Consider the following 24527-nt stretch of genomic DNA (forward strand, 5'->3'; position numbering starts at 1 on the left):
CGCGGCGAGAGGGACGTGATCTCGGTCCCTGAATGCCGACCGCGGGCACCCCGACGCCGTAGTCTGATCGGGTGCGGCACCTGAACCACCCCGGCGGAAGCGTCGGCATCGACGCTCCGATCGGGATCTTCGACTCCGGTTTCGGTGGCCTGACCGTCGCCCGCTCCGTCATCGACCAGCTCCCGCACGAGTCGGTCACCTATGTCGGCGACACCGCCCGTCAGCCCTACGGTCCCAAGCCGATCGGCGAGGTCCGCGAGTACGCCCTCGAGTGCCTCGACCACCTCGTCGACCAGGGCGTGAAGGCCCTCGTCATCGCCTGCAACTCCGCCTCGGCCGCCATGCTCCGCGACGCCCGTGAGCGGTACGACGTCCCGGTGGTCGAGGTGATCTACCCGGCCACCCGCCGCGCGGTCGCGGCGAGCCGCAACGGCCGGATCGGCGTCATCTGCACCCGTGCCACCGCAGAGTCGATGGCCTACGACGACGCCTTCGCCGCGGCGCCGCAGATCTCCCTGACCACGCGCGCGTGCCCGCGCTTCGTCGACTTCGTCGAGGCCGGGGTCACCGGCGGCGACGAGCTCATCGCCGTCGCCCGCGAGTATCTCGACCCGCTCACCGAGCTGGGCGTCGACACCCTGATCCTGGGCTGCACGCACTACCCGCTGCTGACCGGCGTCATCTCCTATGTGATGGGCGACGACGTGACCCTCGTCAGCAGCGCGGAGGAGTGTGCCAAGGACGTCTACCGGATGCTGGCCGACACCGGCCTCATGCGGCCGACGGGCGAGCCGTCGTACTCCTTCGCCACGACCGGCTCGCCGGCGGAGTTCGAGACGATCGGGCGACGGTTCCTCGGGCCCGAGCTCGTCGCGGCCGGCCAGTTCGCAGGGGGTCTTGCATGAGTGACGACGTGAGCGGCGCGGTCGCCCCGGAGACGACGATGCTGCGGGTGCCGCCGGCCGAGCGGTCGGTGCGGGTGACCGTGGTCGGCTGCTCGGGCTCCTACCCGGGGCCCGACTCGCCCGCCAGCTGCTACCTGGTCCAGGCGAGCGACGCGCTGCGGACGTGGAGCCTCGTCCTCGACATGGGCAACGGCGCGCTCGGTGCGCTGCAGCGCTATGTCGACCCGCTCCAGGTGGACGCGGTGTTCATCAGCCACCTGCACGCCGACCACTGCGTCGACATGACCAGCTACTACGTCCTGCGCAAGTACCACCCCTCGGGCACCCAGCCGAAGATCCCCGTGTGGGGCCCGAAGGGCACCGCGAAGCGGCTCGCCAAGGCCTACGACCTCCCGCGCAAGCCGGGGATGCGCGAGGAGTTCTCGTTCCGCGTGTACGACGACCCGGTCGAGATCGGCCCCTTCCTGGTCGAGCCCTACGAGGTGGACCACCCGGTGCCGGCGTACGGCCTGCGGGTCTCGGCATTCGGCAAGGTGCTCGCCTACAGCGGCGACACCGGGCCCACGCCGGCGCTGCTCGACATCGCCGCCGACGCCGACCTGTTCCTGTGTGAGGCGTCCTTCCGATCCTGCGACGAGAACCCGCCGAACCTGCACCTCACCGGTGCCGAGGCAGGCGACGTCGCCGCGAAGGCCGGCGCCAAGCGCCTCGTCGTCACGCACGTGCCCCCGTGGCACGACGCCGCCACCATGCTCGCCGAGGCCGAGGAGGCCTACGACGGGCCGACCGAGCTCGCCGCCCAGGGCGCCGTCTACGATCTCTGAGGGCCGCCGTCGCCCGGTCCGAGCGGCAGGCTCACGCTCACGCGCAGGCCACCGCCGGGTCGCGCCTCCAGGCTGAGCGTCCCGGCGTGGGCCTCCGCGATGCTGCGGACGATCGCCAGGCCGAGGCCGACCCCGGAGTGGTCGGTGCGGATCCGGCCGGTCCCGCGCTGGAAGGGCTCCACCAGGGTCGCGACGACGTGCGGCGGCAGCTCCGCTCCCGTGTTCTCGACGCTGAGCACCGCGGTGCGCGGGCGGCTCGACGTCCTCACCCACACGGCGCCGCCGTCGGGGAGGTTGTGGACGATCGCGTTGTGCACCAGGTTGGTCGCCATCTGCAGCAGGAGTGGGTGTGATCCGGTGGTGGGAGCGGGCTCGCCGGCGGTCTCGACGGTCGTCCCGCGCCGCTCGGCGAGGGGGAGCAGCGTCTCCGCCGCCTCCTCGGCGACGAGCGAGAGGTCGACGGGTGCTCGGCTGAACGAGCCGCGCTCGGCCCGGCTGAGCAGCAGCAGCGCCTCGGTGAGGTCGATGGCGCGCCCGTTGACCGCCTGGAGGCGCCGGAGCAGCTCGTCGGGATCGTGGTCGGGATCGCTGCGCGCGACCTCCAGCAGCGTCTGCGTGACCGACAGCGGCGTGCGCAGCTCGTGCGAGGCGTTGGCGGCGAAGCGCTGCTGCTCGGCGACCTGGGCCTCGATCTGACCCAGCATCGTGTCGAAGGCGTCGGCCAGCTCGCGAAACTCGTCGCGGCGCCCCTCCAGGTGGATCCGGTGGCCCAGCGCTCCGGTCCCCGCCCGGCGGGTGGCGTCGGTGATGCGGGTGAGGGGAGCGAGCATCCGGCCGGCGAGGACCCATCCGCCCAGCAGGCCGAACGCCAGCAGCAGGCCCAGCATCATCGTGGCCTTGGGGACGAACGCGGCCTCGAGGTCCGACCGGGTGGGCACATGCGTCCCAGGACGCCCGACCTCTGCCGGGAAGGACACGATCTCCGGGACGTAGCGCAGGAGGAAGACCCACACGACGGCGAGGAGCATGGCGCCGGCCACCATCACGAAGGCCGCGTAGCTGAGCGTGAGCTTGAGCCGCACGCTCAGGCCGGGCGCCCTATCCACGCCCCGCTCCCGTGGCCGGGCCGGTGCGGGGGGCCTCGATGCGGTAGCCCACTCCCGGCACCGTAGCGATCAGCCATGGCTCGCCGAGCCGCTTGCGCAGGGCGGAGACGGTGATCCGCACGGCGTTCGTGAACGGGTCGGCGTTCTCGTCCCAGGCCCGCTCCAGGAGCTCCTCCGCGCTCACCACGCCGCCCTCGGCGGCGACGAGGACCTCCAGGACGGCGAACTGCTTGCGGGTCAGCGCGACATACCGGCCGTCGCGGAAGACCTCGCGGCGGAAGGGGTCGACGCGCAGCCCGGCGAGCTCCCGCACCGGGGGGCGGCTGTGCGCGCGTCGCCGGTCGAGCGCACGCAGCCGGAGCACCAGCTCGCGCAGCTCGAACGGCTTGGTGAGGTAGTCGTCGGCGCCCAGCTCGAAGCCCGACTCCTTGTCGTCGAGCCGGTCGGCGGCCGTCAGCATGATGATCGGCATCGAGCTTCCGGAGGCGACGATCCGTCGGGCCACCTCGTCGCCGGACGGGCCGGGGATGTCGCGGTCCAGGACGGCGATGTCGTAGCTGTTGACGCTGAGCAGCTCCAGGGCGGTGTCGCCGTCACCGGCGATGTCGGCCGCGATGGCCTCGAGGCGCAGTCCGTCGCGGACGGCCTCGGCCAGGTAGGGCTCGTCCTCGACGATCAGTACTCGCATAGCAACCTCGATGCTAGGGCGCCCGCATATCGCCGGCGTATCGAAAACCGGATACGCCCTGGCAACGCCGCGCGTCCTTGGCTGGAGGCATGTTCTCCAGCTCAGGTGCCGACACCGACGTACGCCGTGCCCGCCTGCCCGCCACCGCCGTCCTCGCCGTGCTCGGGGCGGTGCTGACCGGCATGGTCGCGCTCCAGGGCTGGTCGACCGTCTCGTCGAGCTCTCCCTTCGAGGTCCTGGACGGCGGGCGTGCGTCCGGCGGGGCCGCCGGCGAGCTCCCCGACGGCGCGACCGCCTTCGACGACCATCCCGGCATCACCCGGCTGGCGCCTGCGCTCCTCGAGGCACTGCGCCGGGCGAGCACCGACGCGTCCGGCGACGGCGTCGCGATCGAGGTCAACAGCGGCTGGCGCTCCGCGAAGTACCAGGCGCGGCTGCTGAGCGAGGCCGTGCGGGAGCACGGCTCGGAGGCGGAGGCCGCGCGCTGGGTGTCCACGCCGGAGGAGTCGCCGCACGTCGAGGGTGCGGCCGTCGACGTCGGCGGCCCGGGAGCGCGCTGGCTCGCCGAGCACGGGGCCGGCTACGGCCTGTGCCGGATCTACGACAACGAGCCCTGGCACTTCGAGCTGCGTCCCGACGCGGTGACGGACGGCTGTCCTGCCCGCTACCCCGATGCCGCGCACCGCCAGGGGAGCGGCGGCTCATGACGCGCGCCGCGATCACAGCCTTCGACTGCACGCCCGACGAGGCCGCGGTCCTCCGGGAGCTGGCCGCACGCTACGACGTCCGCGCCACGATCACCGCCACCGCGCCGTCCGTGGACACCGCGGTGCTCGCCTCCGGCTGCCGCGCCGTCAGCGTCAGCCACCGCACCGCGCTCAACCGGCCGACGCTCCGCGCCCTGCGGCGTGCCGGCGTCCGGTATGTGTCGACCCGCAGCATCGGGTACGACCACGTCGACGTGGAGTACGCCGCCCGGCTCGGGATCGTGGTCGAGAACGTCGTCTACGCGCCCGACGGGGTCGCGGACTTCACGGTGATGCTCGTCCTGATGGTCGTACGTCGGGCGCGGTCCATGCTGCGTCGCGCCGAGGCGCTCGACTACCGCCCGCCCGTCGAGCGCGGTCGGGAGCTGCGCGACCTGACCGTCGGCGTGATCGGCACCGGCCGCATCGGCTCGGCCGTCGCCGGCCGGCTGCAGGGCTTCGGGTGCCGGGTCCTCGCCTACGACCACCGCGCGACGGGCACCGCGGAGCCGACCGCGCTCGACGAGCTCCTCCGGCGCAGCGACGTGCTCACCCTGCACACCCCGCTGGACGCCACCACCCGTCACCTCCTGGACCGGGGCCGGCTCGCCCGGACCAAGCCGGGCGCGTGCGTGGTCAACACCGGTCGCGGCGCCCTCATCGACACGAGCGCCCTCCTCGACGCGCTCGAGAGCGGCCGGCTGGGCGGCGCGGCTCTCGACGTGCTCGAGGGCGAGGACGGCGTCTTCCACACCGACTGCCGCGAGCGGCCGCTGCCGGACACGTGGGTTCGGCTGCATCGCCTGCCGAACGTCGTCATCACCCCCCATCTCGCGTACGACACGGACCGTGCGCTTCGCGACACGGTCGAAAGCTCGCTCGTGGGCTGCCTGGCCTTCGAGGAACAGGAGGCGTCATGGATCGGCTGAGGATCGGCATCCTCTTCGGTGGCATGTCCGAGGAGCACCCCGTCTCCGTGAAGTCCGCGCGGGAGGTGGTGCGCCATCTCGACCGCGAGCGCTACGAGCCGGTCCTCGTCGGCATCACCGCCGACGGCGCCTGGCGGCTGTGCCGCGACCTCGACCCGGGCTGGGAGGACGCGCCCTCCCGTGCGGTCGTGCTCGCCCCGGACCGCGAGGTCCACGGCCTGCTGGTGCGGGAGCCCGGCCACGTCGCCACGATCCGCCTCGACGCGGTGGTCCCGGTCCTGCACGGCAGGCTCGGGGAGGACGGCGCGGTCCAGGGCCTGCTCGAGCTCGCCGGCATCCCCTATGTCGGCTGCGACGTCGCCGCCTCGGCGCTGTGCATGGACAAGTCGCTGGCGTACGTCGTCGCCGCGGCCGCCGGGATCGCCACGCCGGCGTACCGCGTGCTCGCCGCGGGCGAGGACCTCGACCCCGCCGGGCTCGCCTATCCCGTGTTCGTGAAGCCGGCCCGGTCCGGCTCGTCCTTCGGCGTGAGCAGAGTCGACGGCCCCGGGGAGCTGAGTGCGGCGGTCGCGACGGCCCGCCGGTACGACGCCAAGGTGCTGGTCGAGCAGGCGGTCGCGGGCAGCGAGCTCGGCTGCGCGCTCCTCGGCGACGGCGACGACCTGCTCGCCGGGGAGGTCGACCAGGTCGGCCTGAGCCACGGCTTCTTCCGCATCCACCAGGAGGACGACCCGGAGCGAGGCTCCGACAACGCCACGGTCGTGGTCCCCGCCGCCGTGCCCGCCGCCACCCGGCGACGCGTGCAGGAGGCGGCCAGGAGGGTGTACCGGGCCCTGGGCTGCCGCGGGCTGGCGCGGGTCGACCTGTTCTTGACCGACGAGGGCGAGATCGTCCTCAACGAGGTCAACACCTTCCCCGGCATGACCACCTACAGCCGATATCCGCGGATGATGGCGGCCGCTGGCCTCTCGCCGGCGGACGTGCTGGACCGGGCCATCGCGGCCGCCCTGGAGGGCCGTGACCGGTGAGGGAGGACTTCGCCTTCGTCGACGAGGTGGTGCCGGAGATCCGCTGGGACGCCAAGTACGCCACCTGGGACAACTTCACCGGTCGGCCGGTGGCGGGCTACCAGGCGAACCGGATCGTGGGCACCCGCGCGCTGTGCCTCGCGTTGGCGCGGGCGCAGGGCAGGGCGGCCCGGCACGGCCTCGGGCTGCTGGTCTGGGACGGCTACCGCCCCCAGCGGGCCGTCGACGACTTCCTGCGCTGGTCCCGGCAGCCGGAGGACGGGCGCACGAAGGGACGGCACTATCCCCGGCTCGACCGGTCCGAGATGTTCGACCGTGGCTATGTCGCGGCCCGGTCCGGGCACAGCCGGGGGAGTGCCGTGGACCTGACCCTCTTCGACCTGCGGACGGGAGACCTGGTGCCGACGGGAGGCAGGCACGACCTGATGGACCCGCTGTCGCACCACGGAGCCGACGGGCTGTCGCCGGAGGCGACCGAGAGCCGTCGCTGCCTGCGCTCGATCATGGAGGCCAGCGGCTTCGCCGCGTACGACCGGGAGTGGTGGCACTACATGCTGCGCGAGGAGCCGTACCCGCGCACCTACTTCGACTTCCCGATCACTCCGCACGGACCGCCGGCGCAGTGGCCGTCCTGCTGAGCCTCACTCCACGGGGTGACCGGCGTCGCGGATGGTCAACGCGATCTGGACCCGGTTGGTGGCCTCCAGCTTCTCGAACAGGCGGGAGACGTGACCCTTGACCGTCGGGACGGACAGGTGCAGCTCGGCCGCGATCTCCGCGTTGGAGAGCCCACGGCCGACAGCGCGCGCGACCTCGAGCTCCCGCTCGGTCAGGCGGTCGAGGCGGCCCTGTGCCTCCGCGGTGCGGCTGTCGCCGGCGCCGGTGCGGACCCGCTCGATCAGGGTCCGGGTGACCGAGGGGGAGAGCATGGGATCGCCCGCCGCGACCTTGCGCAGGGCCGCGACGATCTCCGGCGGAGCGGTGTCCTTGAGCAGGAAGCCGTCGGCGCCGGCGGCGAGGGCGCCGACGACGTACTCGTCGGCATCGAAGGTGGTCAGCACGATCACGCGGGGCGGTCGGGGATCGGCGTGCAGGGCCTGGGTGGCCGCGAGGCCGTCGAGCACGGGCATCCGGATGTCCATGAGGACGACGTCGGGCCGCAGCTCGCGCACGAGGGCGATCCCGGCGCGCCCGTCCGACGCCTCGCCCACGACGGAGATGTCGGCCTGTCCGCCGAGCATGAGGGTCAGCGCCGAGCGCACCAGGGGGTCGTCGTCGACGATGACGACGCGGATCGGCGCGGTCACCGCGATCCCTCCTGCTCGGCCGCCCACGGCAGCCAGGCGCGGAGCACGAACTGGTCCGGCCCGCCGGCCGTGGGCGAGCGCTCGATGCCGTGGCTCAGGATGCCGCCGCGCAGCTCGGCCCGCTCGGCCAGCCCGACCAGGCCGAGGCCGGCCCCCGGCGTGTGCGTGGGGCCGAAGCCGAGGGCGTTGCGCAGGACGACCTCCACGCCGTCGGCCGGGGAGCCGCTGACCCGGATCCGCAGGACCGCGGCGGGGGCGTGCTTGCCGGCGTTGGTGATGCCCTCCTGCACGATCCGGTAGACCGTGCGGCCGACCACGTCGGGGAGGTCCTCGCCGCCGGCCAGCGCGTCGTCGTACTCGATGCTGGCGCCGGCCGCGCGGGCCTCGGCGACGAGCGCTCCGAGGTCGCAGTACGTCGGCTGCGGGCCGACGAGCGGACCGGCCTCGGCGTCGGTCACGCCGTCGACGTCGCGCAGCACCCCCAGCACCTCGCGCAGGTCGGTCAGCGCCTCGTGGGCCTTGTCCTGGATGACGGCCACGCTGCTGCGCATCTCGTCGGCGCTCAGGTCCTCGCGGAAGGTGAGCGCGCCGGCGTGCATGGAGATCTGCGAGATCCGGTGGGCGAGCACGTCGTGCATCTCCCGCGCGATCCGCGCGCGCTCGGTGGAGCGGGCCTGGGAGGCGCGCAGGTCGCGCTCCGCCTCGGCCGTCTCGGCCCGCTGGCGCAGCGTCCAGATCAGCTCGCGGCGGGAGCCGATGAACATGCCCCACGCGAGCGAGCCGGCGATGACGACCACCGTGAAGAGGGTGACCAGCCAGGCCGGGTCGGTGTCCGCGACCGGCTGTACCTGGTAGTAGAGCCAGGTCATCGCGAGGTTGAGCAGCCCGATGACGATGACCTGCCACCAGCGCCGACGCGTCGCCAAGGAGACGGTGGCGAGCGTGATCGCGCCGCCGGCCAGGGAGCTGAACGGGGTGGCGAGCACCGCCAGGACGGCGACGGTCATCGGCCAGCGGCGCCGCCAGGCGACCAGGACGAGCACCGCGACCCCGAGCAGCAGGTCGACCCAGAAGAGCACCGGGCGCTCCTCGGCCTGGGCCTCGACCACGGGGATCCAGACCACGACCCCGATCCCGATGGCGAGCAGGTAGCGCCAGGTCTGGCTGTACCAGCGCAGGCGCGGCTGGTAGTCCTCGGGCGCGGCCTTGTCCATGACCCGAGGCTAGGGCCTCCCGACGGGCGGCCGTCAGCGCCCGGGGACCGGAGCGACACCTACTTTGGTCGGGGTGGCTCGCGACGGGGGTCCGATGTGTGCCGGCGCTCCGTCGGGCAGGCTGGAGCCATGATCACCGTTGATCGCCTCACCAAGACCTACGGCGCGTACACCGCCGTGGACGACGTCAGCTTCGTCTGCCAGCCCGGACGGGTCACCGGCTTCCTCGGTCCCAACGGCGCGGGGAAGACGACCACCATGCGCGTGATGGTCGGGCTCACCCTGCCGACCCACGGCCAGGTGACCATCGGCGGGATGCGCTACCACGACATCCCGAACCCGGGGCGCCATGTCGGGACGCTGCTCGACGCGTCGGCGCAGCACGTCGGCCGCACGGGCCGCGAGATCCTCACCATCGCGGCCCAGACCATGGGCCTGCCCAAGGCGCGCGTCGACGAGATGCTCGCGCTCGTGGGCCTCAACGACGACGAGGCGGGGCGCCGGCTGCGCAACTACTCGCTCGGCATGAAGCAGCGCCTCGGCATCGCCCACGCGCTGCTCGGCGACCCGTCCGTCCTCATCCTCGACGAGCCCGCCAACGGGCTCGACCCGGCCGGCATCCGCTGGATGCGCGGGCTGCTCAAGGGCTACGCCGACCGGGGCGGCACGGTGTTGCTGTCCAGCCACCTGCTGCACGAGGTCGAGCAGATCGCCGACGAGATGATCCTCATCGGCCGCGGGCGGATCGTCGCCCAAGGCGACCGCGCGTCGCTGCTGGCGGGCGCGAACGGCACGCCGGTCACGCTGGTGACCTCGCTCGACAACACCGCGCTCGGCGCCGCGCTGACCCATGCGGGGCATGCGATCGAGCCCGCCGGTGCCGGCCTCAAGGTGCACGCCTCGCCGGAGCAGGTCGGTCGTACCGCCCTGTCCGCCGGTGTGGTCCTCACCGACCTCCGGTCCGGCGGCGCCGGCCTGGAGGACCTGTTCCTCGAGCTGACCTCGGCCGACGCCCGCGAGGCCGTCGCCGGCTTCGGCGCCCCGACTCCCGGAGGTATCCCCGCATGAGCACCGCCGCCGTCCCCACCCTCGACGTCTCCGGGACGCCGCGCACACCGCTGAGCCGCCTCGTCGGTGTCGAGATCCGCAAGGCGATCGACACCCGCGCGGGGTTCTGGTTCGCGACCGCGATCGTCGGCCTCGTCCTCGTCGTCCTGCTGATCTTCAGCCTCGTGGCGCCCGCCGGCGAGAAGGACCTCAAGGACATGCTGTCCGTCGCCGGCGGTGCGCTGGGCTACTTCCTGCCGATCCTCATCATCATGCTGGTCACCAGCGAGCAGTCCCAGCGCAACGGCCTGGTCACCTTCACCCTCGAGCCGAAGCGCTCCCGGGTCGTGGCGGCGAAGCTCCTCGCGGGCATCGTCCTGGCCGCGGTGGTCATGGTGCTCGCCACCCTCCTGGCCGTGGTGTTCACGGCCGTGGGAGCTCTCTCGGGCGACTCCGCCGAATGGGGACTGACGGGCAGCCAGATCTTCAACGGCTTCGTGCTCCCCAACACGATCGGCGTCTTCGTCGGCTTCGCCATCGCGATGCTGCTGATGAACACGCCCGCCGGCATCGTCGCCTACTTCGCCTACAGCCTGATCCTCCCGATCGCCGCCGGGATCCTCAGCGCGCTGAGCTCGGGCTTCGAGAAGATCGCCCCCTGGATCGAGTTCAACACCGCGCAGATGCCGCTGTTCAGCGGGGACTACCAGCCCTCCGGCGAGGAGTGGGCCCAGCTCGCGACCTCCGGGTTCCTGTGGCTGGTCGTCCCGCTGGTGCTGGGCACCCTGCGCCTGCTGCGCATCGAGTTCAAGTAGCGCCCGGCCCCGGGCCTTCACCGAAGGTTGCCGGACACGTCACCGTGGCGGGGCCCGCGCGTAGCGGGCTCCGCCACGGTGGTCGTCGTGGGCAACGGATACCTGCGCTTCGCGGCCTTGGGTGACAGCACGACCGTCGGCCTCGGCGATCCGGTCCCGGGTGGAGGGTGGCGGGGGTGGGCGCGGCTCTTGGCGGAGTCCCTGCAGGCGTCGTACGACGTCTCGTTCTGCAACGTGGCCATCTCCGGGGCGACAGCGGCGGTCGTGCGGGAGCGGCAGCTCGGCGAGGCGCTGTCCCACCGTCCGGACCTCGCCTCCTTGCTCGTCGGCGTGAACGACACGCTCCGCTCGACCTGGGACCCGGAGCGCCTGAGCGCCGACCTCCACCACGTGGCGGGCGCATTGGCCGCGGGTGGCGCGACCCTGATGACCGTCCGGTGGCACGACCACTCCGCGCTGCTGGGCCTGCCGCGGGTGCTCGTGCGCCCGATGGCCGCACGGATCGAGGTGGTCAACGAGGTCTATGACGACCTCTACGCGACCTACGGCGGACTGCGGCTCGACCTCGGGCTGATGCCGCAGGTGCGCGACCGCGCCTGCTGGTCGGTCGACCGCTTCCACCCCTCCGAGCACGGCCACCGCGCGCTGGCCCGGGCCTGGGCCGAGCGGCTGCGGAGCACGGGCCTCGACTTCCCGCTGCCGAGCCTGGAGCCCGGCGGCGGGAGCCCGCCCAGCTGGCGCCGGGACGTGGCCTGGATGGTCACCGAGGGCGGGCCCTGGTTCGGCCGCCGTGCTCGCGACCTGGGGCCATGGGCGGTCCGGCGGGCGGTGAAGGCCACCGGCGCCCGGGCGCCGGCGCCTCGGTAGGTTGAGCCCCATGAGCAACCGTGAGGACGGCCGCGCCGACGACGAGCTGCGCCCGATCAGGATCACCCGCAACTGGCTCGACCACCCGGCGGGCTCGGTGCTGGTGGAGTTCGGCCGGACCCGCGTGCTGTGCGCGGCGTCCGCCTCCGACGGCGTGCCGCGCTGGCGCAAGGGGTCCGGCCTGGGCTGGGTCACCGCCGAGTACGCGATGCTCCCGGCAGCGACGAACACCCGCTCGGACCGCGAGTCGGTCAAGGGCCGGATCGGCGGCCGCACCCACGAGATCAGCCGCCTCATCGGGCGCTCCCTGCGCGCGGTGATCGACGTCAAGGCGCTGGGGGAGAACACCATCCAGATCGACTGCGACGTGCTGCAGGCCGACGGCGGGACCCGCACCGCCGCGATCACCGGGGCGTACGTCGCCCTGGCCGACGCCTGCGCGACCCTCGGCGTGCCGGCCGCCCTCACCGGCTCGGTCGCGGCCGTCAGCGTGGGGATCATCGACGGCGTCCCGCGGCTCGACCTGCCCTACGTGGAGGACGTGCGGGCCGAGACCGACATGAACGTCGTGATGACCGGCGACGGCAAGTTCGTCGAGGTGCAGGGCACCGCCGAGGGGGCGGCCTTCGACCGTGCCGAGCTCGACGCGCTGCTCGCCCTCGCGGAGAAGGGCTGCGCCGACCTGACCAGGCTGCAGCGTGAGGCGCTCGGGTCGTGAGGCTGCTCGTCGCCTCGCGCAACGCCAAGAAGCTCGAGGAGATGCGCCGCATCCTCGCCGAGCAGATGACCTCGGTCGAGGTGGTCGGCCTCGACGACGTCGCGCCGTTCGACGAGCCGGTCGAGGACCAGCCCACCTTCGAGGGCAACGCGCTGCTGAAGGCCCGCGCCGGCGTCGCCGCCACCGGTCTGCCGACCCTCGCGGACGACTCCGGCCTGTGCGTCGACGCCCTCAACGGCATGCCCGGCGTGCTCTCCGCCCGCTGGTCGGGGCCGCCGAAGAGCGACGCGCGCAACAACGAGCTCCTGCTCGCCCAGCTGACGGACGTCCCGGACGAGCGTCGTACGGCGCACTTCGTGTGCGCGGTCGCGGTCGTCCACCCCGACGGGCGCGAGCTCGTCGTCGAGGGCCGGATGGACGGCCGCGTCCTGCGCGAGACCCGGGGGAGCGGAGGCTTCGGCTACGACGTCCTCTTCGTCGCCGACGAGCGCCCCGGTCTCACCACGGCCGAGCTGTCCCGCGAGGACAAGGACGCCATCTCGCACCGCGGCAAGGCGTTGCGCGAGATCGCGCCGCTGGTCGCGGGCCTGCTGTCCAGCTGAGTGCGCCCGGTGAGATTCGAACTCACACTGGTACGGACCTAAACCGCATGCCTCCTGCCAGTTGGGCTACGGGCGCTCGGGCTCGGAGCCTACTGGTCGGGGCGGGTCACTCCGTCCACTGCCAGGCGCCGAGGATGTCGTCGAACCGGTCGAGCACGTCGTCGTCGCCCTCCTTCAGGGAGACCGTGATCGAGTAGGCGGTGTCGCCGCTGATCGCCAGGTAGGAGCGCTGCGCGACCTCGATGCCGTTCTCGTTGGTGCGGGTGATGTCGACGCCGAGCGCGGTCTCGCCGTCGATCGTCCGCTCGTCGATGTCGGTCGAGAAGGCGGTGTCGTCGTCCGAGGTCAGCGCGGTCTTCCAGTCGTCCGCGAGGTCGTTCGGGTCGCTGCTGCCGTAGGCCGACTGGATCTCCACGATCACGTTGCCGCGCGCGGAGTTGAACGTGGCGCCCCAGATGAACACCCGGTCGAGCGTGGTCGCGCCGGGGTTCTGCGCCGTGAACGCCTCGGTGTCGTCGGCCCAGCCCTCGGGGAGGTGCGCCTCGTAGCCGGTGCCCGCCACCGTGGGACCGCCGAGGTCCGCCGCGGCGTCGGAGTCGGTCGGGTCCTCGGAGGCGTCGCCCGACTCGGTCGACTGCGACGAGCCCTCGTCGGCCGACTTGTCGTCGTCGCTGCCCGCGATGGCGATGATGCCGATGATGCCGGCGACCAGGACCACGAGGGCGACCGCGATGGTGGCGACGATGAACCCGGTGTGCGACTTCGCCGGCGCCGCCGGCTGGGACCAGCCGCCGTGGCTGCCCTGGCCGCCCGGGCCGCCGGGTCCGGCGGCCGGAGCGGCGTATGACGGGGGCGCGGGCTGGTGCGGCGGCGAGAGCACCGGCTGCTGCGGCGGCGCGACCGGCGAGGCCATCGGCGGGGGCCCCGGGGTCGCCGCCGGAGAGGTCACCGGCCGCTGGGTCGGGGCGGTGCCGCCCGGCCCGTGGCTCGGGGGCGCGGCCGTGCCGGTGTCCGGGTCGAGGCCCGTCACGAGCGACTCGGGAACCTTGCCGAGGGCGAAGCCGAGGACCGCGACGGCCCACTGGCAGCCGCGCACGTCGGCGCTGCCGCGGTCGCGGGCCAGGCGCTGTCCGGCCGACTCCACGGCGTCGGCGGGCTGGGCGCCGCTGTCGAGCATCGTGACCAGCCCGTCGAGGGCGCCCAGACGCACGGCGTCGGTCAGCAGGTTGATCGTGCCGGCGGACGCCTGCCCCTCGTCGAGGTAGTCGTCGAGCGAGCCGCGGAAGGCCGTCGCGTCGCGGAACAGGCCGTGGCCGTGGTCGCGGGCGAGCTCGGCGAGCGACTGGTGCAGCTTCATCGGGTGGCGTCCTTCAGGTACGGGTGGGTTCAGGCCGGCGGGACCGGGAGGCCGAGGTCCTTGCGGAGCTTCGCGACGTGACCGGTGGCCTTGACGTTGTACTGCGCGAGCTCGACCGTGCCGTCGACGTCGATCACGAAGGTCGAGCGGATGACTCCCTCGACGACCTTGCCGTACAGCTTCTTCTCGCCGTAGGCGCCGTACGCGCGGTGCACGGCCAGCTCTGGGTCGGCGAGCAGCGTGATGGTGAGGCCGTCGCGCTCGCGGAACTTGGCCAGCTTGGTGGTGGTGTCCTTCGAGATCCCGACCACGGTGTAGCCGGCAGCCTGGAGGGCGTCGAGGGAGTCGGTGAAGTCGCAGGCCTGCTTCGTGCAGCCCGGAGTCATGGCGGCCGGGTAGAAGTACACGATCACCTTCCGGCCCTCGCCGAGCAGGTCGTAGAGGTCGACCTCGCCGCCCTGGTCGGAGGCGAGGGAGAAGTCCGGGGCGCGGTCCCCGGGGGACAGCCGGGCCTGGTCGCTCATCGAGGTGGCTACTCTCCTGACGGGCAGGTGCTGTTGCAACTGCGATGCAATAAGGTGGGTCGTGCTCGTGACCATCTAACTACCCCCGGTCGGCGCTGCCGAACACCGGACCGAGTACAGGAGCAACCATGCACGTGCCCGACGGCTTCCTCGACGCCCCGACCTCGGTCGCGACGGGCGTCGTCGCCGCTGCCGGCGTGGGCATCGCGCTGCGCAAGGCGCGCGCCGAGCTCGACGACCGGACGGCACCCATGGCCGGTCTCGTCGCAGCCTTCGTCTTCGCGGGCCAGATGATCAACTTCCCCGTCGGTGCCGGCACCAGCGGCCACCTGCTCGGCGGGGCGCTCGCGGCCGTGCTCGTCGGGCCGTGGACGGGCGCACTGTGCATCAGCGTCGTCCTGCTGGTGCAGGCCCTGTTCATGGCCGACGGCGGGCTCACCGCGCTGGGCACCAACATCACGCTGATGGGGCTCGTCGGCTGCTTCGTGGGGTACGCCGTCTTCCGCCTCGCCCTGGCGGCCCTGCCGCGCACGCTCGGGTCGGTGCCGGTGGCCGCCGGCATCGGCGCCCTGGTGTCCGTGCCCGCTGCGGCGGCCGTGTTCACGCTGCTCTTCGCGATTGGGGGCACCGCCGACGTCGCCGTCGCCAAGGTGCTGACCGCCATGCTGGGCTGGCACACCGTCATCGGCGTGGGCGAGGCGATCGTCACCGCCCTGGTGGTCAGCGCGGTCGTCGCGTCGCGCCCCGACCTGGTGCACGGCGCCCGCGGGATCGCGCGGCGTACCTCCCTGCGGACCGCGGAGGCCGTGGCATGAGGAACCGCCGCTTCCTGCTGGCCGGACTGCTGGTCGCCCTGCTCCTGGCGGGCGTCGGCAGCTACTACGCCAGCAGCCATCCCGACGGGCTCGAGTACGTCGCCGACAAGACCGGCTTCCTCGACACCGCCGAGGAGCCGGTCGACACCGGCAGCCCCTTCGCCGACTACGGGACGAAGGGCGTCGACGACGCCCGGCTCAGCGGCGGGATCGCAGGTGTGGCGGGCGTCGGACTGACCCTGCTCATCGGCGGCGGACTGTTCTGGGTGCTGCGCCGCCGCGACCCCGCAGCGCCGCGGCAGGACTGACGGCCACGGCATGGGGGCGGGGCACGGCCACCGGCTGCACTTCCACGGGCACTCGGTCGTCCACCGCGCCCCGGCGCACCTGAAGATCCTGCTCCTGCTGGCCTTCGTGCTCACGGTCGTGGCCACGCCGCGCGAGTGGTATCCCGTCTTCGGCGGCTATCTCGCGCTCCTGCTCGGCGTGGTCGTGCTCGCGCGGGTCCCGCTGACCTACCTGCTCCCGCGGATGGTCGTCGAGGTGCCCTTCCTGCTCTTCGCCGCCCTGATGCCCTTCGTCGCCGAGGGGCCGCGGGTCGCCGTGGCGCTCGCCGGGTGGGAGCTGTCGCTGTCGGAGTCGGGGCTGATGGCTGCCTGGGGCCTGGCCGCGAAGGGCACGCTCGGCGTCCTCGCCTCGCTCACGCTGGCCGCGACCACGGAGCCGGCCGACGTCCTCCGCGGTCTCCAGCGGCTGCACCTGCCCGACCTGCTGGTGCAGATCATGGGCTTCATGATCCGCTACCTCGACGTCGTCACCGGGGACCTCGGGCGGATGGTCACCGCGATGCGCTCGCGAGGCGTGGACCCCCGCTCGCCGCGCCACTGGCCGGCGCTGGCGCGCACGCTCGGGGCGCTGTTCGTGCGGTCCTACGAGAGGGGCGAGCGGGTGCACCTCGCGATGCTCTCCCGCGGGTACGACGGGCGCCTGCCCGACGCCGGCGCGGAGGTGCGCGCGTGACCCCGGTCCTCGACGTCCGCGAGCTCGCCTTCGCCTACCCCGACGGCCACCAGGCTCTCTTCGGTGTCGACCTCCACGTCCACGCGGGGGAGCGGGTGGCGCTCCTCGGCCCGAACGGTGCCGGCAAGACCACGCTGGTGCTGCACCTCAACGGCATCCTGTCGGCGGAGACCGGCGACGGCGCCGGCAGCGTCGCGGTCAGCGGGCTGCCCGTCACCAAGAAGAACCTCCTCGAGATCCGCCGTCGCGTCGGCATCGTCTTCCAGGACCCCGACGACCAGCTCTTCATGGGCTCGGTCCGGGCCGATGTCGCCTTCGGCCCGGCGAACCTGGGCCTCAAGGGAGCCGCGCTGCAGCAGCGGGTCATGGACGCGCTCGACCGGGTCGGCATGGCCGACTTCGCCGACCGCCCGCCCCACCACCTCTCCTTCGGCCAGCGCCGCCGGGTCGCCGTCGCGACGGTGCTCGCGATGGAGCCCGAGATCCTGGTGCTCGACGAGCCGAGCTCCAACCTCGACCCGGCGTCGCGGCGCGAGCTCGCCGACATCCTGCGTGGCCTCGACGTCACCGTGCTCATGGTCACGCACGACCTGCCCTACGCTCTCGAGCTGTGCCCCCGCGCGGTCGTGCTCAGCTCCGGTCGCGTGGTCGCCGACGGGTCGACGTACGAGGTCCTCACCGACGACGAGCTGATGCGTGCCCACCGGTTGGAACTCCCCTGGGGGTTCGACCCGCGCACGGTGCCGGTTGATAGCCTGCCCGGGTGAGTGACACTCCCTCTGACATCGAGCGCGAGATCGAGGAGGCCCGCGAGCGTCTCGCGGGCACCATCGACCAGCTGCTGTACCGCTCGCACCCCAAGACGATCATCGGCCGCGAGGTGGCGCAGGTGAAGGCGTACTACGTCGACGCCGCGACGGGGGAGCCGCGCACCGACAACATCCTCAAGACGGTGGGTGGCGTCGTCGGCGTGGTCGCGCTGTTCGTCGTGCTGCGCAAGATCACCCACTGACGCCGGGGGTGAGCGCGCCCGTGTCCGACAAGACCCCGATCAAGATGCTGCACGACCGCATCCTGTGCGAGGCCGACACCGAGGCCGGCGAGCGGCGCTCGTCCGGGGGGATCGTGATCCCGGCGACCGCCGCGATGGGCGCCCGCCGGCTCGCCTGGTCCCGGGTCGTCGCCGTCGGCCCCCACTGCCGCAGCGTCGTGACGGGCGACAAGGTGCTGTTCGACCCCGAGGACAAGGCCGAGGTCGAGGTCTCCGGCGAGGTGTACGTCGTCATGCGCGAGCGGGACATCCACGCCGTGGCCGCCGAGCGGCTCGGCGATGAGGCGGCGGGGCTGTATCTGTGAGGTCGAGACAGTTTCACCGGCCGGCCGGTGAATCTGTCCGAGGTTGGACGACAAAACTCACGCTTGGACGATGAAACTTCTTCGTCCAAGCGTGAGTTTCACCGGCCGGCCGGTGAAACTGTCCCCGGAGGCCGCGGCGTAACGCAGATCACACAGAACACGTTGCACCCGTGTGCGCCCCCCACGTCTGCTGAACCTGCTCGCCGCCGCCCTGGTGGTTCCCACCCTGGTCGTGCCCGCCCTCGCGGCCCCCGGGTCCGGCGCGGCCCCCGGGTCCGGTGCAGCCGCCGCGGCCGCCGACCCGGCGTACCACGCCACGGTCCGGATCACCGAGCACGGCATCCCGCACGTCACGGCCGAGGACTGGGGCTCGCTCGGCTACGGCAGCGGATACGCGACCGCGCGCTCGTCGATCTGCAACCTCGCCGACACGGTGCTCACCGCGCGCGGTGAGCGCTCCCGCCATCTCGGTGGTACGGCGCGCTACCGCGACGGCGTCTCGCTCGACGCCACCAATCTCCAGGTGGACGCCTTCGTGACGGACCTGCGCAACCGCAGGGTCGTGGAGGGGCTGCTCGCCTCGGCGGCGGGTCCGAGCGAGCGGGCGCGCGCGATGGTGAGGGGATACACGGCCGGGATCAACCGGTGGCTGCGCGACAACGAGATCACCGATCCGGCCTGCCGGGACGCCAGCTGGATCCGGCCCGACGCCACCGAGCTGGACCTCTGGTACGGCGTCTACATGGCGAACCTGATCGCCTCGTCGGGCAACTTCGTCAAGGAGATCGTCGAGGCCGATCCGCCCACCTTGCAGGACCCCGGGCTGCCCGACCTCGGGCTGAAGCTGCCGCTGCCCACCACGAACGCGGAGGTCGCGGCGTACGCCGCCCAGCTCGACGGCGACCAGCGTGAGGAGCTGCTCCGCTCGCTGGGCCAGGACGGCGAGTTCGGCTCCAATGCGACCGCGATCGGCGGTGATGCCAGCTCCACCGGCCGCGGCCTGCTGCTCGGCAACCCGCACTTCCCGTGGGGCGGGCGCTACAAGTTCACCCAGCAGCACCTCACGATCCCCGGGCGGTACGACGTCGCCGGCGCGTCCCTGATCGGCTCTCCCGTGGTCAACATCGGCTGGAACAAGGACGTCGCGTGGAGCCACACGGTCTCCACCGCCTACCGGTTCACGCCGTACGAGTACCTCACGGTGGGACCCGGGCCGGTCTATCTCAGCGCCAACGGCCTGCTCCGCAAGGCCGAGCGCCGTGTCGTGGACGTGGCCGTCAAGCAGCCCGACGGCTCGGTGCGCACGGTGCGTGAGGATCTCTGGCGCACGCCGCAGGGCTATGTGATCGACAGCCCCGCGCAGTTCATGGGGTGGTCGCCGCTGAGCTTCTGGGCCATCCGCGACGCCAACGCCGAGCACCTGCGCACCATCGACACCTTCCTCGCCATGGGCGAGGCCACCAGCGCGCGCGACCTGCTCCGCCGACAGGACGAGGGCGGCGGCATGCCGTGGGTCAACACCACGGCAGCGGACAGCGGCGGCGACACCCTGTACGCCGACCACAGCGTCGTCCCGCACGTCACCGACGCGATGGCCACCCGGTGCATGACGCCCGTCGGCCTGCTGCTCAAGACCGTAGCCGGGCTGCCGGGACTCAACGGGCTCCTCGCCGACGGCCCGTGCCGGTGGGGGACCGACGCCGACGCCCAGCGGCCCGGGATCCTCGGCCCGGGCAGGCTCCCCGACGTGGTCCGGCGCGACTGGGTGATGAACGCCAACGACTCCTACTGGACGCCGAACGACCGGGTGCGCCTCGAGGGCTACGCCTCGATCATCGGCTGCGAGAGGTGCGCGCGGACCATGCGCACCCGGATGGTGCAGCAGTACGTCGTGGACCGTCTCGCCGGTGGCGGCAAGGAGACGCCGGAGTCCCTGCGCGGGCACCAGCACGAGAACCGGGTGCGGGCCGCCGAGGTGATGCGCGAGGACGGCAGGCTCGACCAGGTCTGCGCGCAGACGGGCGAGACGGAGGCATGCGCGGTCCTGGCCGCCTGGGACGGTCACTCGGACGCCGACTCGGTCGGCACCCACCTCTTCGAGGCCTTCGTCCAGCGGGCTCCGAGCGGGGCCAACCTGTGGACCGTCCCGTTCAACGCCGCCGACCCGCTCCACACGCCGCGCGGCCTGCGCACGGGACCGCGGGTCGTCAAGGCGATGCAGGCCGCCATCGACGCGGTCCGTGCCTCCGGTGTGGCGTTCGACGCGCCCTGGGGCTCGCTCCAGGTGGCCGGAGACCGCGGGGCGCCGGCGTACCCGCTGGGCGGTGGGGAGGGTGACCTGGCGGGCAACGCGAACGCCCTGGCGTCGCGGCACCCGGCCGCGAACACGGGTGCCTACAAGCCGGTCAGCTACGGCTCGTCGCACATCCAGGCGGTCTCCTATCTCGCCGACGGCAGTGTGGACGCCCGCACGATCCTCACCTACGGCCAGGACGAGGATCCGTCCTCGCCCTGGTCGGCGGACCAGACCGCGCTCTTCTCCCAGGAGCGGTGGGTGCGCTTCGCGTGGACGCCGGAGCAGGTCGCGCAGGACCTCGTGCAGGAGATCGTGCTCGACGGGAGCTGACCCGGTGGGGTCATGGTGCTCCGCCACGGCGCACGTAGCTGGCGCAGCCGGCCAGGCAGAGCAGGGCCAGGGCGAACCAGGCGGCGGGGGCCGTCGAGGGCTCCCAGATGCTTGCCTGTCGTCCGTCGAGCGAGCGGGTCAGGGTCACGATCGCCACCGCGGGAACGGCGGCGACGACGACCGAGGTCGCACCGAGGACGGGTGCCGCGGCGAAGGTCAGGGCCACCAGCAGACCGGTACCGAGAGGCAGCGACGCGAGGCCCGTCGCAGCCGCGACGGCAGCGGTCCCGGTCACGGAGACCGCGAGCACGCCACCGAGCCAGCAGGCTCGGGCGATCCGGACGATCCGGTCCGGTCTGACCACCGGGATGGAGTCGATGGTCGCGATGCTCGCCAGTCCCGCGTAGGCGGGAGGGCCGAGCGCCCACAGCGGAATCGGTCGGACCACCGGTGACGCCCGGGACGCTCTCGGTCGCGAACAGGCACAGGCCGAGGGTCAGGGCGACGGTCGACAACAGGTAGGCGAATCCGTGGTGGCCGACCAGCCAGGCGCGGACGACCCGCCGGTCAGGCACGCTCAGTCCCACGGCAGAGCGAGGCGCGAGAACCGGCACGCGCGGAGGTCGCCGAACGCAGCGCGCATCCAGGCGATCCGGTCGGGTGCCGCCGGGTCGGCCAACCACCGCCTCGCCTCCTCGCTCCACGGATCGCCGGAGAGACCCTGGGAAGCCACGATCCAGGCACTGATCAGGCCCTGTGCCTCGTAGGCGACCTCCGGCGGCGGGACCTCCCGGTCGGTCCACGCCGTGCAGGCGGCCGGGGTCGCGATGAGCGAGGCGCCGCGGCGCAGGCTCGCGTCGACGTCGTCGATGGCGGTGAGCATGCCGCTCTCGACCGGCGGCCGGTAGCCCGGCAGCAACTGCTCGTAGGTCGCCGGGAGGTCGACCCCGATGCCCTCGAGCACCTGCGCTGCCTTGTCGATGGCCGACGCGGTCGGGGCGAGGTAGCGGGTGTTGGACGGGGCCAGGCAGGTCCGCGGCCTCGCGCCCGCGCACGCGGTCGGCCGCTCGTCGGACGGGGCGAAGCGAGACGAGTCCTCCGACACCAGCGGGACGCTCGTGATCACCAGGAGACCGGTCGAGATCAGGGTGAGGCCGAGCCCGCGGGTGCGGACCGCCGGCACCTGCCACCGGAGGACGACAGCGGCCGCCAGGCCAGTGAGCCCGAGCAGGCCGCCGAGCTGCGCCCACCAGACCCACGGCACGTACTCCAGCCCCGCGAGCGACCCCGTCACCGGACCGTGGCGAAGCAGGTCGGGGAGCGGCCGGGGTCCGAAGGTTCCGAGCAGGAACACAGCCGGCGCCGCGAGGATCGGCGCGAGCCGGTGCGGCCACAGCCAACCCAGCGCTGTCCCCGCCATCGCGCAGCAGGCGAGGAGCACGGGCCCGACGGCGAGGACCCACCCGGATGCGGGCCCGCCGTGGGGGGTGAGGGCCGTGGCCAGTGCCGCGCCGCCGGCGGTGAGGGTGTAGGCCGCGAGGCCCCACAGCCAGGCACGCAGCCCGGTCCGGAACGGCACCATCCAGCCACGCGCCATCGGCGCGACCAGCGGATCCAGCCGACGCTGGCCGATGGCGATGTGCGCGGCCGCGGACGCCGTCAGGGGGCCCGTCAGGACGCTCGAACCGGTGATGGCGTCGAACGTCCAGTTCCACTCGCCGCGCCACGGCGCATCGAAGCTCAGGATCGCGAAAAGGCCGATGCCGATCAGCGGCAGCGCGAACACCGCGCCGGTGGACCGGTTCACGAGGCCGGTCCTGCGCGAAGCTGGAGGAACGCCGCCTCGTACGGGCTGATCCCGGAGATGGGCGAGATCAGGCTCTCGCCCCTCTCGCGCCACCTCTGGGCGGAGTCGTCGAAGATGATCCGACCCGCGTCGAGCATCACGATCCGGTCGGCGATCGGAGCCAGGTCCTCCATCTGGTGGCTGCTCACCAGCGTCGTGCGGCTCGCCGGGCCGGCAGCGACGAGCTCACGCACCCGAACGCGCTGTTCCGGGTCGAGTCCGCCGGTCGGCTCGTCGAGCAGGAGCAGGTCGGGAGAGCCCAGAAGTGCCTGGCCCAGCAGCAGGCGCCGGAACATTCCGCCGGACAGCTCGCCCACGCGGCTCCTTGCCCGCTTCGTGAGATCTGCCGCTTCGAGCGCCTCGTCGACGAGATCCGTGCGCCCCTTGCGACCGAATCCCCGCGCCCAGGCGACGTAGGCGAGGAACTCGTCCACCCTGAGGGACTTCGGAATGGTGAGGTCCTGCGGCATGTACCCGATGCGACGGCGAGTCTGGCGACCGAGAGTCATCGCATCCAGGCCGAAGACGGACAACCGGCCCGACACCGGCACGAGGGCGGTGCTCAGGATCCGGATCAGCGTCGACTTGCCGGCACCGTTCACCCCGACCAGGCCGACGATCCCTGGATCCAAGGTGAGGGCGACGTCGCTCAGGGCGAGTGTCTGCCGGTAACGGTGGATCAGCCCGTCGGCCTGGACAGCGTGGGGCGGCATCGTCGGCCGGCGTGCGCTAGTAGGAGAACTGCGGGAGCGCCTGAGGACTGCAAGGATCGTTGCTCCAGGCCTGGATCTCGCAGATGTCGATGCCGCCGCGGCTGGCGGAGGAGTCGAACCTGAGGTTGCGCGCCCGGGAGTCCTTCACCCAGCTGGCGGTGTTGGTCTCCTCAGTCTGCTTCGAGACGTCGGGGCACCACGACGGCGAGCTCTGGTAGCTCTGGCAGATCCGATACCAGTAGAAGTCGGTCTCCACGCGCACCTTGTTGCCTCCGGGCCGGAGGTCGTACTGCCAGGTCGTGCTCATCGCGGAGACCGAGTTGTCGTTGTAGAACTTCCCGTACATCTTGCCGAACTTCTTGCCGTTCTCGTAGCCGAAGACCGGATTGGACGCCGATCCCCAGTCGACGGCGAGTGCGGGGGTGGCGAGCAGGACGCTCGCGCCAAGGATGCCCATGCTGGCGAAGGTCACTCTGAAACGCATCGAACTGTCCTTCCGGTGAAGGCAACGGCCCCGAGATCTCGTTGCCAGCCGCAGCGGACAATCCTGAGATGGCCATACGGAGATGGGGAGAGTCTCAGGCAGGCGTCCTCCTGTCAAGGGGTGCCTGCCGAGCGGGCCGGGAGGCTCTAGCCTTCGGCCCATGGCTGTCGAGGCGGAGAAGCGCGGACCGGTCACGATCGTGACGATCGCGAGGCCCGAGGTGCGCAACGCCGTCGACGCCGAGCACGCACGGCTGCTCACCGAGGCCTTCACGGAGTTCGACGCGGACGCCGAGGCGTCGGTCGCCGTGCTGTACGGCGCCGGCGGGGTGTTCTGCGCCGGGGCCGACCTGAAGGCGGTGAGCAGGGGCGAGGTGCACGTGGGTGCCCCGGGCGACGGTCCCGATGCCGGACCGGCGGGCATGGGGCCGACGCGCATGCTGCTGTCGAAGCCGGTGATCGCCGCCGTCGAGGGCTACGCCGTCGCGGGTGGCCTCGAGCTCGCGGTGTGGTGCGACCTGCGCGTCGTCGACCCCGATGCCGCGTTCGGCGTGTTCTGCCGGCGCTGGGGCGTCCCGCTCATCGACGGCGGCACCATCCGGCTGCCCCGCCTGATCGGGCACTCGCACGCCCTCGACCTGATCCTCACCGGGCGCGAGGTCGGCGCCGAGGAGGCACTGCGGATGGGCCTGGCCAACCGGATCTCCGCGCCCGGGGCAGCGCTGGAGGAGGCCGTGGCCCTGGGCCAGCAGCTCGCCGCGTTCCCGCAGACCTGCCTGCGCGAGGACCGCCTGTCGTCGTACGGGCAGCACGGCCTCGGCCTCGACGACGCCCTGGCGCTGGAGTGGGGTCACGGCCTGCGCTCGCTCAGCGCGGATACGCTCTCCGGAGCGACGCGCTTCGCCGACGGAGCGGGCAGGCACGGCAGCTTCGCCGACTGAGCCGGGTGCACCGCCGCCCGGTGCGGGACTCGCGGCGCACGATGCGGACG

29 protein-coding genes and 1 tRNA gene are annotated in these 24527 nt (G+C 72.6%); 19 read left to right on the top strand and 11 right to left on the bottom strand.

Going from position 1 to position 24527, the window contains the following annotated elements; all coding sequences use genetic code 11:
- The first annotated feature begins 71 nt into the window (after positions 1-71).
- Both murI and ACJ5H2_RS05685 read left to right on the top strand, forming a co-directional pair.
- Positions 72-905 carry a glutamate racemase gene (murI, locus tag ACJ5H2_RS05680; RefSeq protein WP_408898598.1) on the top strand — a complete coding sequence of 278 codons (834 nt, stop codon included), beginning with the start codon at positions 72-74 and terminating at the stop codon, positions 903-905.
- Positions 902-1729, top strand: coding sequence for an MBL fold metallo-hydrolase (locus tag ACJ5H2_RS05685; protein WP_408898599.1), 828 nt, complete (start codon positions 902-904; stop codon positions 1727-1729). Before murI ends, ACJ5H2_RS05685 begins: the two co-directional genes overlap by 4 nt.
- Here the strand turns inward: ACJ5H2_RS05685 and ACJ5H2_RS05690 are convergent.
- Both ACJ5H2_RS05690 and ACJ5H2_RS05695 read right to left on the bottom strand, forming a co-directional pair.
- Positions 1717-2835, bottom strand: coding sequence for a sensor histidine kinase (locus ACJ5H2_RS05690; protein ID WP_408898600.1), 1119 nt, complete (start codon positions 2833-2835; stop codon positions 1717-1719). The genes ACJ5H2_RS05685 and ACJ5H2_RS05690 overlap by 13 nt on opposite strands.
- Positions 2828-3523, bottom strand: a complete 696-nt coding sequence (locus tag ACJ5H2_RS05695) for a response regulator transcription factor (protein WP_408898601.1) — start codon at positions 3521-3523, stop codon at positions 2828-2830. Before ACJ5H2_RS05695 ends, ACJ5H2_RS05690 begins: the two co-directional genes overlap by 8 nt.
- Positions 3524-3612: 89 nt before the next feature.
- On the opposite strand from ACJ5H2_RS05695, the gene ACJ5H2_RS05700 reads away from it, so the two are divergent.
- From ACJ5H2_RS05700 to vanX, 4 genes are read left to right on the top strand one after another with little or no spacing between them, the layout of a single operon-like run.
- Positions 3613-4230: a M15 family metallopeptidase gene (locus ACJ5H2_RS05700; RefSeq protein ID WP_408898602.1), complete on the top strand. Its 618-nt coding sequence runs from the start codon at positions 3613-3615 to the stop codon at positions 4228-4230.
- Entirely contained in the window at positions 4227-5198 is a 972-nt protein-coding gene (locus ACJ5H2_RS05705) for an NAD(P)-dependent oxidoreductase (RefSeq protein WP_408898603.1), read from the top strand. Before ACJ5H2_RS05700 ends, ACJ5H2_RS05705 begins: the two co-directional genes overlap by 4 nt.
- A complete protein-coding gene (locus tag ACJ5H2_RS05710) occupies positions 5186-6226 on the top strand; it encodes a D-alanine--D-alanine ligase family protein (protein WP_408898604.1) in 1041 nt (346 codons plus the stop codon). The genes ACJ5H2_RS05705 and ACJ5H2_RS05710 overlap by 13 nt, the downstream gene beginning before the upstream one ends.
- Positions 6223-6864 carry a D-Ala-D-Ala dipeptidase VanX gene (gene vanX / locus ACJ5H2_RS05715; protein WP_408898605.1) on the top strand — a complete coding sequence of 214 codons (642 nt, stop codon included), beginning with the start codon at positions 6223-6225 and terminating at the stop codon, positions 6862-6864. Before ACJ5H2_RS05710 ends, vanX begins: the two co-directional genes overlap by 4 nt.
- A gap of 3 nt (positions 6865-6867) precedes the next feature.
- Here the strand turns inward: vanX and ACJ5H2_RS05720 are convergent, their stop codons facing one another.
- A complete protein-coding gene (locus tag ACJ5H2_RS05720) occupies positions 6868-7533 on the bottom strand; it encodes a response regulator (RefSeq protein WP_408898606.1) in 666 nt (221 codons plus the stop codon).
- Positions 7530-8747: a sensor histidine kinase gene (locus ACJ5H2_RS05725; RefSeq protein ID WP_408898607.1), complete on the bottom strand. Its 1218-nt coding sequence runs from the start codon at positions 8745-8747 to the stop codon at positions 7530-7532. Before ACJ5H2_RS05725 ends, ACJ5H2_RS05720 begins: the two co-directional genes overlap by 4 nt.
- A gap of 129 nt (positions 8748-8876) precedes the next feature.
- Between ACJ5H2_RS05725 and ACJ5H2_RS05730 the strand changes: the two genes are divergently transcribed.
- The 5 genes from ACJ5H2_RS05730 to rdgB all read left to right on the top strand — a co-directional run bounded on the left by ACJ5H2_RS05730 (position 8877) and on the right by rdgB (position 12796).
- A complete protein-coding gene (locus ACJ5H2_RS05730; protein ID WP_408898608.1) occupies positions 8877-9815 on the top strand; it encodes an ABC transporter ATP-binding protein in 939 nt (312 codons plus the stop codon).
- On the top strand, positions 9812-10609 hold the full coding sequence (locus ACJ5H2_RS05735) for an ABC transporter permease (RefSeq protein ID WP_408898609.1): 798 nt from the start codon (positions 9812-9814) through the stop codon (positions 10607-10609). The genes ACJ5H2_RS05730 and ACJ5H2_RS05735 overlap by 4 nt, the downstream gene beginning before the upstream one ends.
- Positions 10610-10696: 87 nt before the next feature.
- Positions 10697-11476, top strand: a complete 780-nt coding sequence (locus tag ACJ5H2_RS05740) for an SGNH/GDSL hydrolase family protein (protein WP_408898610.1) — start codon at positions 10697-10699, stop codon at positions 11474-11476.
- A 10-nt stretch (positions 11477-11486) separates the two neighbouring features.
- On the top strand, positions 11487-12194 hold the full coding sequence (rph, locus tag ACJ5H2_RS05745; protein WP_408898611.1) for a ribonuclease PH: 708 nt from the start codon (positions 11487-11489) through the stop codon (positions 12192-12194).
- On the top strand, positions 12191-12796 hold the full coding sequence (gene rdgB, locus ACJ5H2_RS05750) for an RdgB/HAM1 family non-canonical purine NTP pyrophosphatase (RefSeq protein WP_408898612.1): 606 nt from the start codon (positions 12191-12193) through the stop codon (positions 12794-12796). Before rph ends, rdgB begins: the two co-directional genes overlap by 4 nt.
- A 1-nt stretch (position 12797) precedes the next feature.
- On the opposite strand, the gene ACJ5H2_RS05755 is transcribed toward rdgB, so the two are convergent.
- The 3 genes from ACJ5H2_RS05755 to bcp form a co-directional block, all read right to left on the bottom strand.
- A tRNA-Leu gene (locus ACJ5H2_RS05755) sits at positions 12798-12872 on the bottom strand.
- Positions 12873-12902: 30 nt separating this feature from the next.
- Positions 12903-14153: a hypothetical protein gene (locus ACJ5H2_RS05760; RefSeq protein WP_408898613.1), complete on the bottom strand. Its 1251-nt coding sequence runs from the start codon at positions 14151-14153 to the stop codon at positions 12903-12905.
- 29 nt (positions 14154-14182) lie between these two features.
- The gene (gene bcp, locus ACJ5H2_RS05765) at positions 14183-14677 is read right to left on the bottom strand and encodes a thioredoxin-dependent thiol peroxidase (RefSeq protein WP_408899592.1); all 495 of its coding nucleotides are present in this window, start codon (positions 14675-14677) and stop codon (positions 14183-14185) included.
- Between the two features lie 128 nt (positions 14678-14805).
- Here bcp and ACJ5H2_RS05770 point away from each other — a divergent pair, with 128 nt between their 5' ends.
- From ACJ5H2_RS05770 to ACJ5H2_RS05800, 7 genes are all read left to right on the top strand, one after another.
- Entirely contained in the window at positions 14806-15492 is a 687-nt protein-coding gene (locus ACJ5H2_RS05770) for an energy-coupling factor ABC transporter permease (RefSeq protein ID WP_408898614.1), read from the top strand.
- A complete protein-coding gene (locus ACJ5H2_RS05775; protein WP_408898615.1) occupies positions 15489-15800 on the top strand; it encodes a PDGLE domain-containing protein in 312 nt (103 codons plus the stop codon). Before ACJ5H2_RS05770 ends, ACJ5H2_RS05775 begins: the two co-directional genes overlap by 4 nt.
- Positions 15801-15810: 10 nt before the next feature.
- Entirely contained in the window at positions 15811-16512 is a 702-nt protein-coding gene (cbiQ, locus tag ACJ5H2_RS05780; protein ID WP_408898616.1) for a cobalt ECF transporter T component CbiQ, read from the top strand.
- Positions 16509-17279: an energy-coupling factor ABC transporter ATP-binding protein gene (locus ACJ5H2_RS05785; protein ID WP_408898617.1), complete on the top strand. Its 771-nt coding sequence runs from the start codon at positions 16509-16511 to the stop codon at positions 17277-17279. Before cbiQ ends, ACJ5H2_RS05785 begins: the two co-directional genes overlap by 4 nt.
- Complete coding sequence (locus ACJ5H2_RS05790) at positions 17276-17524, top strand: DUF3618 domain-containing protein (protein WP_408898618.1); 249 nt, start codon at positions 17276-17278, stop codon at positions 17522-17524. The genes ACJ5H2_RS05785 and ACJ5H2_RS05790 overlap by 4 nt, the downstream gene beginning before the upstream one ends.
- 44 nt (positions 17525-17568) lie before the next feature.
- A complete protein-coding gene (locus tag ACJ5H2_RS05795; RefSeq protein ID WP_408899593.1) occupies positions 17569-17868 on the top strand; it encodes a GroES family chaperonin in 300 nt (99 codons plus the stop codon).
- A 172-nt stretch (positions 17869-18040) separates the two neighbouring features.
- Complete coding sequence (locus ACJ5H2_RS05800; RefSeq protein ID WP_408898619.1) at positions 18041-20494, top strand: penicillin acylase family protein; 2454 nt, start codon at positions 18041-18043, stop codon at positions 20492-20494.
- A gap of 10 nt (positions 20495-20504) precedes the next feature.
- Here ACJ5H2_RS05800 and ACJ5H2_RS05805 read toward each other — a convergent pair whose 3' ends face one another.
- The 4 genes from ACJ5H2_RS05805 to ACJ5H2_RS05820 all read right to left on the bottom strand — a co-directional run bounded on the left by ACJ5H2_RS05805 (position 20505) and on the right by ACJ5H2_RS05820 (position 23537).
- Entirely contained in the window at positions 20505-20942 is a 438-nt protein-coding gene (locus ACJ5H2_RS05805) for a hypothetical protein (protein ID WP_408898620.1), read from the bottom strand.
- Between the two features lie 129 nt (positions 20943-21071).
- Positions 21072-22301: a hypothetical protein gene (locus ACJ5H2_RS05810; RefSeq protein ID WP_408898621.1), complete on the bottom strand. Its 1230-nt coding sequence runs from the start codon at positions 22299-22301 to the stop codon at positions 21072-21074.
- Positions 22298-23053, bottom strand: coding sequence for an ATP-binding cassette domain-containing protein (locus ACJ5H2_RS05815; RefSeq protein ID WP_408898622.1), 756 nt, complete (start codon positions 23051-23053; stop codon positions 22298-22300). The genes ACJ5H2_RS05810 and ACJ5H2_RS05815 overlap by 4 nt, the downstream gene beginning before the upstream one ends.
- A gap of 16 nt (positions 23054-23069) precedes the next feature.
- The gene (locus ACJ5H2_RS05820) at positions 23070-23537 is read right to left on the bottom strand and encodes a hypothetical protein (RefSeq protein ID WP_408898623.1); all 468 of its coding nucleotides are present in this window, start codon (positions 23535-23537) and stop codon (positions 23070-23072) included.
- Between the two features lie 160 nt (positions 23538-23697).
- On the opposite strand from ACJ5H2_RS05820, the gene ACJ5H2_RS05825 reads away from it, so the two are divergent.
- Positions 23698-24477, top strand: coding sequence for a crotonase/enoyl-CoA hydratase family protein (locus tag ACJ5H2_RS05825; RefSeq protein WP_408898624.1), 780 nt, complete (start codon positions 23698-23700; stop codon positions 24475-24477).
- Positions 24478-24527: the final 50 nt, after the last annotated feature.

It is taken from the genome of Nocardioides pymetrozini (assembly GCF_046058985.1).
Classification (GTDB): Bacteria; Actinomycetota; Actinomycetes; order Propionibacteriales; family Nocardioidaceae; genus Nocardioides.

Excerpts from the sequence above, each read along its gene's own strand:
- ACJ5H2_RS05770 (WP_408898614.1), top strand. The coding sequence starts at position 14,806 with ATGCACGTGCCCGACGGCTTCCTCGACGCCCCGACCTCGGTCGCGACG.
- ACJ5H2_RS05710 (WP_408898604.1), top strand. The coding sequence starts at position 5,186 with ATGGATCGGCTGAGGATCGGCATCCTCTTCGGTGGCATGTCCGAGGAG.
- rph (WP_408898611.1), top strand. The coding sequence starts at position 11,487 with ATGAGCAACCGTGAGGACGGCCGCGCCGACGACGAGCTGCGCCCGATC.
- ACJ5H2_RS05795 (WP_408899593.1), top strand. The coding sequence starts at position 17,569 with ATGCTGCACGACCGCATCCTGTGCGAGGCCGACACCGAGGCCGGCGAG.
- ACJ5H2_RS05695 (WP_408898601.1), bottom strand. The coding sequence starts at position 3,523 with ATGCGAGTACTGATCGTCGAGGACGAGCCCTACCTGGCCGAGGCCGTC.
- ACJ5H2_RS05700 (WP_408898602.1), top strand. The coding sequence starts at position 3,613 with ATGTTCTCCAGCTCAGGTGCCGACACCGACGTACGCCGTGCCCGCCTG.
- ACJ5H2_RS05725 (WP_408898607.1), bottom strand. The coding sequence starts at position 8,747 with ATGGACAAGGCCGCGCCCGAGGACTACCAGCCGCGCCTGCGCTGGTAC.
- ACJ5H2_RS05685 (WP_408898599.1), top strand. The coding sequence starts at position 902 with ATGAGTGACGACGTGAGCGGCGCGGTCGCCCCGGAGACGACGATGCTG.
- ACJ5H2_RS05735 (WP_408898609.1), top strand. The coding sequence starts at position 9,812 with ATGAGCACCGCCGCCGTCCCCACCCTCGACGTCTCCGGGACGCCGCGC.
- cbiQ (WP_408898616.1), top strand. The coding sequence starts at position 15,811 with ATGGGGGCGGGGCACGGCCACCGGCTGCACTTCCACGGGCACTCGGTC.
- bcp (WP_408899592.1), bottom strand. The coding sequence starts at position 14,677 with ATGAGCGACCAGGCCCGGCTGTCCCCCGGGGACCGCGCCCCGGACTTC.
- ACJ5H2_RS05705 (WP_408898603.1), top strand. The coding sequence starts at position 4,227 with ATGACGCGCGCCGCGATCACAGCCTTCGACTGCACGCCCGACGAGGCC.
- ACJ5H2_RS05815 (WP_408898622.1), bottom strand. The coding sequence starts at position 23,053 with ATGCCGCCCCACGCTGTCCAGGCCGACGGGCTGATCCACCGTTACCGG.
- ACJ5H2_RS05820 (WP_408898623.1), bottom strand. The coding sequence starts at position 23,537 with ATGCGTTTCAGAGTGACCTTCGCCAGCATGGGCATCCTTGGCGCGAGC.
- ACJ5H2_RS05760 (WP_408898613.1), bottom strand. The coding sequence starts at position 14,153 with ATGAAGCTGCACCAGTCGCTCGCCGAGCTCGCCCGCGACCACGGCCAC.
- ACJ5H2_RS05825 (WP_408898624.1), top strand. The coding sequence starts at position 23,698 with ATGGCTGTCGAGGCGGAGAAGCGCGGACCGGTCACGATCGTGACGATC.
- ACJ5H2_RS05730 (WP_408898608.1), top strand. The coding sequence starts at position 8,877 with ATGATCACCGTTGATCGCCTCACCAAGACCTACGGCGCGTACACCGCC.
- ACJ5H2_RS05775 (WP_408898615.1), top strand. The coding sequence starts at position 15,489 with ATGAGGAACCGCCGCTTCCTGCTGGCCGGACTGCTGGTCGCCCTGCTC.